This is a genomic window from Diplocloster hominis, assembly GCF_032380655.1.
GTDB classification, from domain to species: domain Bacteria; phylum Bacillota; class Clostridia; order Lachnospirales; family Lachnospiraceae; genus Diplocloster; species Diplocloster hominis.
The window spans coordinates 86,712-97,725 of record NZ_JAWDIY010000005.1; the positions used below are offsets into that span (position 1 = coordinate 86,712).

Annotated in this window: 14 protein-coding genes; 13 read left to right on the forward strand and 1 reads right to left on the reverse strand. The window is 48.8% G+C overall.

Features of this window, described 5'->3' with window-relative positions; translation table 11 throughout:
- The first annotated feature begins 18 nt into the window (after window positions 1-18).
- The 3 genes from ABC831_RS06345 (at window position 19) to ABC831_RS26495 (ending at window position 2,748) form a co-directional block, all read left to right on the forward strand.
- On the forward strand, window positions 19-1,176 hold the full coding sequence (locus ABC831_RS06345) for a cysteine desulfurase family protein (protein ID WP_343247525.1): 1,158 nt from the start codon (window positions 19-21) through the stop codon (window positions 1,174-1,176).
- A gap of 120 nt (window positions 1,177-1,296) precedes the next feature.
- On the forward strand, window positions 1,297-2,475 hold the full coding sequence (gene thiI, locus ABC831_RS06350) for a tRNA uracil 4-sulfurtransferase ThiI (RefSeq protein ID WP_343247396.1): 1,179 nt from the start codon (window positions 1,297-1,299) through the stop codon (window positions 2,473-2,475).
- Window positions 2,476-2,502: 27 nt separating this feature from the next.
- Window positions 2,503-2,748, forward strand: a complete 246-nt coding sequence (locus tag ABC831_RS26495; protein ID WP_484840525.1) for a DUF6783 domain-containing protein — start codon at window positions 2,503-2,505, stop codon at window positions 2,746-2,748.
- Here ABC831_RS26495 and ABC831_RS06365 read toward each other — a convergent pair.
- Complete coding sequence (locus ABC831_RS06365; RefSeq protein ID WP_343247397.1) at window positions 2,738-2,971, reverse strand: HPr family phosphocarrier protein; 234 nt, start codon at window positions 2,969-2,971, stop codon at window positions 2,738-2,740. The genes ABC831_RS26495 and ABC831_RS06365 overlap by 11 nt on opposite strands.
- 139 nt (window positions 2,972-3,110) lie before the next feature.
- Between ABC831_RS06365 and mtaB the strand changes: the two genes are divergently transcribed.
- The 10 genes from mtaB to sigK all read left to right on the forward strand — a co-directional run bounded on the left by mtaB (window position 3,111) and on the right by sigK (window position 10,972).
- Window positions 3,111-4,421 carry a tRNA (N(6)-L-threonylcarbamoyladenosine(37)-C(2))-methylthiotransferase MtaB gene (mtaB, locus tag ABC831_RS06370; protein WP_343247398.1) on the forward strand — a complete coding sequence of 437 codons (1,311 nt, stop codon included), beginning with the start codon at window positions 3,111-3,113 and terminating at the stop codon, window positions 4,419-4,421.
- A 132-nt stretch (window positions 4,422-4,553) separates the two neighbouring features.
- Window positions 4,554-4,817 carry an IreB family regulatory phosphoprotein gene (locus ABC831_RS06375; RefSeq protein ID WP_343247399.1) on the forward strand — a complete coding sequence of 88 codons (264 nt, stop codon included), beginning with the start codon at window positions 4,554-4,556 and terminating at the stop codon, window positions 4,815-4,817.
- Between the two features lie 16 nt (window positions 4,818-4,833).
- Window positions 4,834-5,253, forward strand: coding sequence for a Holliday junction resolvase RuvX (ruvX, locus tag ABC831_RS06380; protein WP_343247400.1), 420 nt, complete (start codon window positions 4,834-4,836; stop codon window positions 5,251-5,253).
- An 8-nt stretch (window positions 5,254-5,261) separates the two neighbouring features.
- Window positions 5,262-5,528, forward strand: a complete 267-nt coding sequence (locus ABC831_RS06385) for a DUF1292 domain-containing protein (protein ID WP_158355549.1) — start codon at window positions 5,262-5,264, stop codon at window positions 5,526-5,528.
- A gap of 40 nt (window positions 5,529-5,568) precedes the next feature.
- Window positions 5,569-7,233 carry a ribonuclease J gene (locus tag ABC831_RS06390; RefSeq protein ID WP_343247401.1) on the forward strand — a complete coding sequence of 555 codons (1,665 nt, stop codon included), beginning with the start codon at window positions 5,569-5,571 and terminating at the stop codon, window positions 7,231-7,233.
- A 3-nt stretch (window positions 7,234-7,236) separates the two neighbouring features.
- Window positions 7,237-7,584, forward strand: a complete 348-nt coding sequence (locus tag ABC831_RS06395) for a YlbF/YmcA family competence regulator (protein ID WP_343247402.1) — start codon at window positions 7,237-7,239, stop codon at window positions 7,582-7,584.
- A 13-nt stretch (window positions 7,585-7,597) separates the two neighbouring features.
- Window positions 7,598-7,993 carry an endolytic transglycosylase MltG gene (locus ABC831_RS06400; RefSeq protein WP_343247403.1) on the forward strand — a complete coding sequence of 132 codons (396 nt, stop codon included), beginning with the start codon at window positions 7,598-7,600 and terminating at the stop codon, window positions 7,991-7,993.
- Window positions 7,990-8,682 carry an O-methyltransferase gene (locus ABC831_RS06405; RefSeq protein WP_343247404.1) on the forward strand — a complete coding sequence of 231 codons (693 nt, stop codon included), beginning with the start codon at window positions 7,990-7,992 and terminating at the stop codon, window positions 8,680-8,682. Before ABC831_RS06400 ends, ABC831_RS06405 begins: the two co-directional genes overlap by 4 nt.
- A gap of 80 nt (window positions 8,683-8,762) precedes the next feature.
- Complete coding sequence (locus tag ABC831_RS06410) at window positions 8,763-10,031, forward strand: peptidase U32 family protein (RefSeq protein WP_343247526.1); 1,269 nt, start codon at window positions 8,763-8,765, stop codon at window positions 10,029-10,031.
- 320 nt (window positions 10,032-10,351) lie between these two features.
- Entirely contained in the window at window positions 10,352-10,972 is a 621-nt protein-coding gene (gene sigK / locus ABC831_RS06415; protein ID WP_343247405.1) for an RNA polymerase sporulation sigma factor SigK, read from the forward strand.
- Window positions 10,973-11,014: the final 42 nt, after the last annotated feature.

The window sequence follows — 11,014 nt, forward strand, 5'->3', positions numbered from 1 at the left end:
AGGATGGTGAAGAAACCTATGGAATGCTATTTTGATAATTCGGCAACAACCCGCTGCTATGAGTCCGTAAAAGAGATCATGATCCGGACGATGATGACCGATTACGGCAATCCCTCCTCCATGCACAAAAAGGGTGTGGATGCGGAGAAGTATGTAAAAGATGCCAGGGATATCATAGCGAAAAATCTAAAAGTCAACGCGAAGGAGATTTTTTTTACATCCGGAGGTACGGAGGGGAATAATCTGGCCATTATCGGAACGGCTATGGCCAACCGCAGATCCGGGAATCATGTGATTACTTCAGCGGTGGAACATCCTTCCGTAACGGCTGCCATGGAGTATCTGGAAGGGAACGGTTTCCGGGCCAGCTATATTCCGGTGGATGCGGAGGGGATTCTGCGTATGGATGCGCTGGAAGCTGCCCTTGACGAAGAGACGGTTCTTGTCTCGGTTATGTATGTTAACAATGAAATCGGGGCGGTACAGCCCATTCAGGATATCGCGGAACTGGTTCACAAAAAGGCGCCGAAAGCCAAACTCCATGTGGATGCGGTACAGGCCTATGGAAAATACCGTATTTTACCGAAAAAGCTGGGGATTGACCTGCTGTCAGCCAGCGGCCATAAAATACATGGCCCGAAAGGCGTAGGCTTTTTGTACGTCAGCGACAAAGTGAAAATCAAACCAATCTCCTACGGCGGCGGACAGCAGGAGGGTATGCGCTCCGGCACGGTGAACACCACCGGAATCGCCGGCCTGGGGGCGGCGGTAAAAGAGCTGTATACCGGTTTTGATGAAAAAATCCAGCGGCTTTACACGGTGAAGCAGGCTTTTGTCAATGGGATCGGAACAATCGAGGGGGCGGTAATTCATGGCCTTGTTGGTATAGAAAGTGCCCCCCATATCGTGAACGTGAGTTTCCCGGGGGTACGCAGTGAAGTTTTGCTGCATGCGCTGGAGGAGTATGAGATCTATGTGTCTGCGGGCAGTGCCTGCGCAGCCGGAAAGAAACATGCCGTCAGTCCGACCCTGACTGCGATCCATCTGGACAAGGACCAGCTGGAATCGGCGATCCGGTTCAGCTTTCATCTGGAATCCACGGTGGACGAGGTGAATTACTGTATCGAAAAGCTTCAGGAAATCGTACCCAAGCTGAAGAAATATACCCGCAGATAGGTAGTGCGGGGAAAATGATAATACGGGTATAGCATAAAGATACAGCATGGCAAAAAATAAAAGATAGATAGAAATAGAGCAGCAGGAAATAATAGTAATGTTTCATAAGGAGAGAATAAGATGTATCAGGCATTTCTGATAAAATACGGGGAAATCGGAATTAAGGGGAAAAACCGTTACCTGTTTGAGGACGCGCTGGTAAAGCAGATCCGGCATGCGTTAAAACCCGTAGAAGGCGAATTCCAGGTATCCAAAGAACAGGGGCGCATCTATGTGGCCTGTCCGCAGGATTATGACTATGACGAGGCCGTAGAAGCCTTACAGCGGGTGTTCGGTATTGTGGGGATCTGTCCCACCGTATGTGTGGAGGATGAAGGCTTTGATCAGCTCACCCGGGACGTACTGGCCTATATGGACGATGTCTACCCGGATAAGAATATGAGTTTCAAAGTATGCGCGCGCAGGGCCAGAAAGAATTATCCGATGGATTCCATGCAGATCAATGCCGAGATGGGCCACCGGATTCTGGAAGCCTATCCGCAGCTTCATGTGGATGTCCATAACCCTCAGATCATGCTGACCATAGAAGTCCGGGAGAAAATTTATATTTATTCCGAGATCATACCCGGGCCGGGCGGAATGCCGGTGGGTACCAACGGGAAATGTATGCTTTTGTTATCCGGAGGAATCGACAGTCCGGTGGCAGGCTATATGGTAGCCAAGCGCGGTGTGAAAATTGACGCCGTTTATTTTCATGCGCCCCCCTATACCAGTGAGCGGGCCAAACAAAAAGTGGTGGATCTGGCCTCGCAGGTGGCGAAGTATTCGGGACCTGTCTATTTATACGTGGTGAACTTTACAGATATCCAGCTGTATATTTATGATAAATGCCCCCATGACGAGCTGACAATCATCATGCGGCGTTATATGATGCGGATCGCGGAGGAACTGGCGCGCAAAAATGAGGCGCTGGGACTGATCACGGGTGAGAGTATCGGACAGGTGGCAAGCCAGACTGTCCAGAGCCTGGCGGCTACCAATGAAGTGTGCACCATGCCGGTGTTCCGGCCGCTGATTGCTTTTGATAAACAGGATATCATTGATATTGCTGAGAAAATAGGTACATTTGAGACCTCCATTCAGCCGTATGAGGATTGCTGTACCATCTTTGTGGCGAAGCATCCGGTCACGAAGCCCAGTATTCCGGTGATCAAACGTTCGGAAAAGAAACTGGAGGAAAAGATAGAGGAAATGGTAGCACAGGCGATTGATTCTGCGGAATGCATCATTGCCGGCTAGGGTGCGCCTGTAATTGCTTTCCGTCAGATGTACGTCCCGCTTTGCGGGAGATTTGGTTCCGATGAGGGAGGCGCGGCGGGCTGCGTTGACCGAAGTGGGATCGAATATACCGCGAAGTGGGGCGTGCAGATGGCGAAACAGGCAGTGCGGTTAGTTGGGATAGGAACAGGTCAATGCGCCGGGAGCTTGCAGCAGGGCAAGAAAAAACACCCCGCTGTCCATAGCGAGGTGCATGTCCCTTCCTTTTGCAAAAGCAGGGTTCTTAATCGATGATATAAGGAGCAAGCGTTGCAAGAATCGTATCGATATTTTCTTCTGCGTGGATGTTCAGATCGATCGGTTTGGACAGATCCAGGCTGAAAATACCCATGATGGATTTCGCATCGATTACATACCTTCCGGAAACCAGATCAAAATCGTTATCAAATCTAGTGATGTCATTCACAAAAGATTTCACTTTATCAATGGAGTTTAAAGAAATTCTTACTGTTTTCATTGGAAAAACCTCCCATATATTTTTTATATGTTCATCTTACCGTCGGGGTATGGAAAAGTCAATACGCAAACATACAAAGAAAATCGGGATTATTCGTCAATTTTGATAAATTTGATTATGCAGTTGTAAAGGAATTGTTATGAAAAGAGTAGCATTGCACAATTTAGGATGTAAAGTAAACGCATATGAAACGGAAGCCATGCAGCAGATGCTGGAGGAAAACGGCTATGAGATCGTTTCGTTCACAGAGCCCGCGGATGTCTATATCATCAATACCTGTACCGTAACCAATATCGCGGACCGCAAGTCCAGGCAGATGTTACACCGGGCAAAGGCAAAGAATCCAAACGCCTGCGTGGTGGCGGTTGGCTGTTATGTACAGGCGGCCGGTGAGGAACTTTTACAGGACGCGGCCGTGGATCTGGTGATCGGGAATAACCGGAAAAAAGATCTGATCCGGGTGCTTCAGGAGTGGGAGCAGGATCATAATGCGGCAGAATGCATTACCGATATTGCCGCCGATCAGGAATACGAGGAATTAACCCTTGGCAGAACCACGGAACATACCCGGGCTTATCTAAAAGTGCAGGATGGCTGCAACCAGTTCTGCAGTTATTGTATCATTCCCTATGCCAGAGGACGGGTGCGGAGCCGTAAAATGGAAGATGTGATAAAAGAAGTGAAACGTCTGGCAGCCGAAGGATATCAGGAGATCGTTCTGACCGGGATACACTTAAGCTCTTACGGAGTGGATTTTGACCCCTGCTCCTCCCTGCTGGATCTGATCTTACGTGTACAGGAAGTGGAGGGAATCGGGCGGATCCGGCTGGGATCCCTGGAACCCCGCATCATCACGGAAGAATTTGTATCGGAACTGTCGAAGAGCCGCAAATTCTGTCCCCATTTTCATTTGTCCCTGCAAAGCGGCTGTGATGAAACGCTCAAACGGATGAATAGACACTACACAACCGGTGAATACTTTAAAAAATGCCAGTTGATCCGGGAATATTTTGAGCATCCGGCTCTGACGACGGATATTATCGCAGGTTTCCCACAGGAGACCGAAAAGGAATTTGAAACGACCCGGGCCTTTTTGGATAAAGTCTCGTTTTATGAGACCCACATTTTCAAATACTCCAGGAGACAGGGAACCAAAGCGGCGGTGATGGAGGGGCAGGTTCCCGAACCGGTAAAAGCCGTGCGCAGCAATGAACTGCTGTCTCTGCACAGGGAGAAGTCCAGAGCGTTCCGGGAGTATTACCTGGGCAGGACCCAGGAGGTACTATTTGAGGAAATGACAGAGATGGATGGGGAAATCTATCAGATCGGCCATACAAAGGAATATGTAAAAGCTGCCGTAAAAAGCAAAAAGGAACTGTCCAACCAGCTGCTTTTGGTGCGGGTGACAGGCTTTCTGACGGACGAAATCATGTTGGCGGAATTCGAGTAAATCACCGGTTCCTGTTTTCAACAGTAAAATAGACATTGAATTTTCAGCCGGTATATATTAGAATAAGGGTAAAGTTTGTTTAAGAGCGTGAAGAATGGAGTATATGGGGATAACGCACGCATGGAGGAAAGAATGAAGGATCTCAGCAATACAAGATATTTTAAAGTCCAGACTGAGCCGGAACTGCAGGTAGAGGATGTGTTAAATAAGGTGTATGAGGCGATGACGGAGAAGGGCTATAACCCGGTGAATCAGATCGTGGGTTATATCATGTCCGGAGACCCGACTTATATAACCAGCCATAATAATGCCAGAAGCCTGATTATGAAGGTGGAACGGGACGAGCTGGTGGAAGCGCTGTTAAAATCCTATATCAAAAATAACCATCTGGAATAGCAGTAAGGAGAACGTTATGCGGATCATGGGTTTGGACTTCGGTTCCAAAACTGTCGGGGTGGCCATAAGCGACCCTCTTTCAATTACTGCCCAGGGAATCGAGATTATCAGAAGAGAGACTGAGAATAAGCTGCGCAGAACATGCGCCAGAATCGAGGAACTGATCAGGGAATATGGGGTAGAGTCCATTGTACTGGGCTTCCCAAAGAATATGAATAACACGGTGGGCGACCGCGCGCAGAAATCTCTGGAATTCGCTGAGATGCTGAAGCGGCGCACAGGACTTCCTGTCATCATGTGGGACGAGCGTCTCACCACAGTGGAAGCAGAACGGGCCCTGATCGAGGGCAACGTGCGAAGAGAGGACAGGAAAGAACACATCGACCGGTTAGCGGCTGTATTAATCCTACAAGGATATTTAAATACATTGCATTAGGAGCTTATATGGAAAAAATTATTTTCACTATGGAAGACACAAAGGAAAACGTGGAATTTTTCATCATGGAACAGACGAGAGTAAGTGGTGTGGACTATCTTCTGGTTACTGACACGGAGGACGAAGAGGAAGACGGTACCTGCTATATTTTAAAGGATCTGTCCGCAAGTGAGGATGCGGAAGCCCTGTATGAAATCGTGGACGATGATGAGGAGTTGACGTATGTATCCAGAATCTTCGAAGAGCTTCTGGAAGACGTTACCATCGAAAGGTAAACAAAAGAGCGTAAAATAAAAAATTTGGAGGTGCTATTTTTTGAAGAAACAAAACAACAGCAAATTGCGGATCATCCCGTTAGGAGGCCTGGAACAGATCGGGATGAACATTACTGCCTTTGAATACGAAGACAGTATGATTGTGGTGGATTGCGGTCTGTCGTTCCCTGAGGATGACATGCTGGGAATCGACCTGGTCATCCCGGATATCACGTATCTGAAGGACAACATTGATAAATTAAAAGGCTTTGTAATTACCCATGGCCATGAGGACCATATCGGGGCTCTTCCTTACATTTTAAAGGAAATCAACGCTCCCATTTATGCGACAAAATTAACGGTAGGCCTCATTGACAATAAGCTCAAGGAACACAATCTGTTAAAGGGAACCAAAAGAAAAGTGATCAAACACGGACAATCCATTAACCTGGGTGCATTTCGGATCGAGTTTATCAAAACCAATCACAGTATCGCAGATGCTTCCGCCCTGGCGATCTATTCCCCGGCAGGAACCATCGTTCATACCGGAGACTTTAAGGTGGATTATACTCCCGTATTCGGGGATGCTATAGATTTACAGAGGTTCGGCGAAATCGGCAAAAAGGGCGTACTGGCCCTGATGTGTGACAGTACCAACGCGGAGCGGCCCGGTTTTACCATGTCGGAGCGCACGGTGGGCAAAACCTTTGACAACATCTTTGCGGAACACAAGAACAGCAGAATTATCGTAGCGACCTTCGCGTCCAATGTGGACCGGGTGCAGCAGATTATCAACTCCGCCTACAAATACGGCCGGAAGGTAGTGGTAGAAGGGCGCAGTATGGTCAACGTCATCGGCACGGCCGCGGAATTAGGCTACATCAATATTCCGGATAAGACACTGATCGAGATCGAGCAGATGAAGAATTATGCCGACGAGCAGACCGTACTGATTACGACGGGAAGCCAGGGGGAATCCATGGCGGCGCTGTCCAGAATGGCGGCCAGTATTCATAAAAAGGTATCCATAAAGCCTGGTGATACCGTGATCTTCAGCTCCAACCCGATTCCCGGAAACGAAAAAGCCGTATCCAAGGTGATCAATGAGCTGTCCATGAAGGGCGCGGATGTGATCTTCCAGGATGCCCATGTATCCGGACATGCCTGCCAGGAAGAGATTAAACTGATCTATTCCCTGGTACGGCCCAAATACGCGATTCCGGTACACGGCGAATACCGGCATTTAAAAGCGCAGGCGGGAATCGCCTATAATCTTGGAATTCCAAAGGAAAATATCAAGATCCTGTCCTCCGGCGACGTGCTGGAACTGGATCAGGAAGATGCGAAAGTGGTGGACCACGTACAGACCGGCGCCATCCTGGTAGACGGACTGGGCGTTGGAGATGTGGGAAACATTGTATTAAGAGACCGGCAGCATCTGGCAGAGGATGGAATTATGATCGTCGTGCTGGCGCTGGAAAAATACAATAATCAGGTAGTATCGGGACCGGATATTGTCTCCAGAGGTTTTGTCTATGTGAGGGAGTCCGAGGATCTGATGGAGGAAGCCAGACATGTGGTAAATGACGCACTGGATGCGTGTATGGAAAAGCGGATTACGGACTGGAGCAAGATGAAGACCATGATCCGGGATTCCTTAAGCGACTATCTCTGGAAGAAAACCAAACGCAGTCCCATGATTCTGCCGATCATTATGGAAGTGTAAAAAATGCTTGTTGCAGATTGCTTAAGAGAATTAAAAAACGCCATTGGAAGCAGTGAAGAATACCTGCGGTTTGAGCGCGCAAAACAGAATCTGGCAGAATTTCCGGATCTGAAGCATCAAGTCGAGGAATGGCGGAGAAAATACTATTGTATACAGAATCAGGACGGTATCGACCTGTTTGACGAAGTTGACAGTTTACAGGAGGAGTATGCCAGAATACGAAAAAATCCCCTGATCCGGGAATTTCTGGCATCGGAGCTGCTGGTATGTCATATGATCCAGGAAGTATATCGGGAAATTTTAGACAGTGTAGATCTGGACCTTCAGTTCCTGGACGAGACTGCTCTGTAGGAGGTACAAAAGGATGGATTCGAAAAAAGCAGCTTTGGCGACGATGAAAATGGCTCTTCGTATTATCATAATAGCCCTGGTTATTTTACTGTTGGTTTATTTGGGACGCGCGGCTTTTGATTTTGGTCTGTCGGTATTTTCCAACCGTACGATGGACCCGTCCCCGGGACGCCAGGTGACGGTTGTGATAAAACAGGGAGATTCTTCCGGTGATGTGGGTGAGATGCTGGAAGGCAAAGGTCTGGTGGAAGGCAAGTGGACGTTTGTGGTAAGAGAGAAGCTGTCCAAGTATTCCGGGAAGATACAGCCGGGTACCTATACGCTGAACACCTCCATGCCCCTTTCCGATATGCTGGCCATATTAGCGGGAGACAACGCCGAAGAAGGGGAAGAGGATCAGGAAGAGTGATAGTAGATGAACGGTTGATAACCTATCTGAATTCTCTTGACTCCGGCAATCCGGCCTATCTGGAGCAGTTAGAGCAAACGGCCAGAGAGGCATATGTTCCGGTTATCCGCAAAGAAACCCAGAGCCTGTTAAAGGTGCTGGTCACTTTGAAGCAGCCCGCATCGATCCTGGAGATCGGTACGGCGATCGGTTTTTCCGCGCTGCTGATGAGTGAACATGCCCCGGACACATGCCGGATTACCACCATTGAAAATTATGAAAAGAGAATTCCCATAGCCAGGGAAAATATAAAAAAAGCGGGCCGGGAGCATCAGATTACCTTACTGCCCGGCGATGCACAGCAAATCATGAGGACTCTGAACGGTCCTTATGATTTTGTATTTATGGACGCGGCCAAGGGGCAGTACCTGAATTTCCTGCCTGAAGTGATGCGGCTTCTGTCCGCCGGCGGTCTCCTGGTGTCAGACAACGTACTGCAGGAGGGGAGCATCATACAGTCCCGCTACGCCGTCGGGCGCCGGGACCGAACCATCCACACCCGGATGAGAGAATACCTGTACCAGCTGACGCACCATCAGGAGCTGGTCACGACCATCCTGCCTCTGGGAGACGGAGTGGCGGTCAGCTGCAGAAAGACGCATGAGGACGCATCCGAAGGAAAGGGCAGAAAGGAAAGAGGATTTGCCTGAGCGAAGGGAAAGGAATAACAAAAACCATGAAGCAACAGGAACCAATGATACCGGAAACCAGAAAAGTACCAGAGCTGCTCATGCCGGAAATCAGAAAAAAACCGGAACCATCCAAACCAGCAGAAAGGAAAAAACCGGAACTACTGATCCCAGCCAGCAGTCCTGAAGTATTAAAAACGGCAGTGATATTCGGCGCCGACGCAGTCTACATCGGCGGTGAAGTCTACGGTCTGCGGGCAAAAGCCAAAAACTTCAGTATGGAAGACATGAGACAGGGAATTGAATTCGCCCACACTCACGGTGTCAAAGTATACGTAACCGCAAATATCCTGGCACACAACAAAGACCTGCCCGGGGTGGAAGCATATTTCCGTGAACTAAAAGAAATCAAGCCGGATGCCCTAATCATCGCAGATCCGGGAGTATTTTGCATTGCCCAAAAAATCTGTCCTGAGATCGAAACCCACATCAGCACCCAGGCCAACAATACAAACTACGGAACCTACCAATTCTGGTACGGCCAGGGCGTCAAACGCGTAGTATCCGCCAGAGAACTCTCCTTATCCGAGCTTCGGGAAATCCGGGCCCACATCCCGGAGGATATGGAAATCGAGACCTTCATTCACGGAGCTATGTGCATCTCCTATTCCGGCCGCTGTCTGCTCAGCAACTATTTCACCGGCCGTGACGCGAACCAGGGCGCCTGTACCCATCCCTGCCGCTGGAAATACGCGGTCATGGAAGAAAGCCGCCCGGGACAGTACCTGCCCGTCTACGAAAACGAAAGAGGTACCTACATCTTCAATTCCAAGGACCTCTGCATGATCGGGCACATTCCCGAACTAATAGAAGCAGGCATCGACAGCTTCAAAATAGAAGGCCGCATGAAAACCGCCCTCTACGTAGCCACGGTAGCCAGAACCTACCGAAAAGCGATCGACGACTACCTGGCATCCCCGGACGTATATCAGCAGAATATGTCCTGGTATCTGGACCAGATCTCCAACTGTACCTACCGCCAGTTCACCACCGGCTTCTTCTTCGGCAGGCCCGATGAGGAATCCCAGATCTACGACAACAACACCTACGTCAAGGAATACACCTACCTCGGCATCGTAAATGCCCACGATGAAGCGGGCCGTTCTGTCCTGGAACAAAGAAATAAGTTTGTGGTGGGAGAAACCATCGAAGTCATGAAACCCGGAGGGGAGAACCTCCCCGCCCGTGTCCTGGCCATTTATGATGAAACCGGAGCGGCTATGGAAAGCGCTCCCCATCCGAAGCAGATCCTGCATGTTGAGCTGTCTGCAAAGACGGAAATCTATGATATTCTCAGGCGCTCAGAGTAGGACCAGGAGGTCCGGCGCAGAGGATGAGCAGAGGTTTGGTAAATAATCCTCCAGCGAAAATGAAATACTCCGCCATCACGAAATCCATTGACCATTGAAGCGGAACATCTAGAAAGCACCTTTGCCGTCCGGTGATGCCAGCACCGGACGGCTTTTCTATTCCGAATTCCTCGCCCCGCGGTTCCCCGGTCCCCCGCCTTCTCAGTCCCGGCCCCCGCATAGACTAAAAAGATTGTACAAATAAAACATTTCACTTGGAAAGGCACTAATGGACAGTGGGACACATAAACTGTAATAATTCCGCTATGAGGTGCTTTTGTGTGAAAACATTTCCAAAACCGCTGGGCGCCGAAGAAGAACAATACTATTTGCAAAAGTACCAGCAGGGAGATCCGGAAGCAAAAGATCTGCTCATCGAAAAGAATTTGCGGCTTGTGGCCCATATTGTTAAGAAATATCAGCATCTGGATGATGATCCTGAGGATCTGATCTCCATTGGCACCATAGGGTTGATTAAAGCGGTATCTACCTATGACCAGAGCAAGGGAAGCAGACTGGCTACCTATGCGGCCCGCTGTATCGACAATGAACTTCTCATGTTTCTACGCTCGAAGAAAAAATCTTCGAAGGAAATTTCCCTTTATGAACCGATTGGGACGGATAAAGAGGGGAATGAACTGAATCTGCTGGATGTGATTGAACATAATACATTAAGCGTTACGGATAAGGTGAATCTGAAACAGGATATTGAGAAACTTTATGAGGTTCTGGAGAAAACTTTGACTAAAAGGGAAAAAATGGTCATAGAGCTGCGATATGGACTCTATAATCAGAAGGAGAAAACACAACGGGAAATCGCAGAAATGCTGGGGATCAGCCGTTCTTATGTGTCCAGAATTGAAAAAAATGCATTGGCAAAACTCCGTAAACTTCTGGAGTGAAAAGTGCCGGCTTTGGGATAGAGTTCCTGAGGCCGGTCTTTG

Bases quoted from the DNA above. Each gene is read 5' to 3' on its own strand.
- ABC831_RS06345 (WP_343247525.1), top strand. From the start codon at position 19: ATGGAATGCTATTTTGATAATTCGGCAACAACCCGCTGCTATGAGTCC.
- thiI (WP_343247396.1), top strand. From the start codon at position 1,297: ATGTATCAGGCATTTCTGATAAAATACGGGGAAATCGGAATTAAGGGG.
- ABC831_RS26495 (WP_484840525.1), top strand. From the start codon at position 2,503: ATGTACGTCCCGCTTTGCGGGAGATTTGGTTCCGATGAGGGAGGCGCG.
- ABC831_RS06365 (WP_343247397.1), bottom strand. From the start codon at position 2,971: ATGAAAACAGTAAGAATTTCTTTAAACTCCATTGATAAAGTGAAATCT.
- mtaB (WP_343247398.1), top strand. From the start codon at position 3,111: ATGAAAAGAGTAGCATTGCACAATTTAGGATGTAAAGTAAACGCATAT.
- ABC831_RS06375 (WP_343247399.1), top strand. From the start codon at position 4,554: ATGAAGGATCTCAGCAATACAAGATATTTTAAAGTCCAGACTGAGCCG.
- ruvX (WP_343247400.1), top strand. From the start codon at position 4,834: ATGCGGATCATGGGTTTGGACTTCGGTTCCAAAACTGTCGGGGTGGCC.
- ABC831_RS06385 (WP_158355549.1), top strand. From the start codon at position 5,262: ATGGAAAAAATTATTTTCACTATGGAAGACACAAAGGAAAACGTGGAA.
- ABC831_RS06395 (WP_343247402.1), top strand. From the start codon at position 7,237: ATGCTTGTTGCAGATTGCTTAAGAGAATTAAAAAACGCCATTGGAAGC.
- ABC831_RS06400 (WP_343247403.1), top strand. From the start codon at position 7,598: ATGGATTCGAAAAAAGCAGCTTTGGCGACGATGAAAATGGCTCTTCGT.
- ABC831_RS06410 (WP_343247526.1), top strand. From the start codon at position 8,763: ATGCCGGAAATCAGAAAAAAACCGGAACCATCCAAACCAGCAGAAAGG.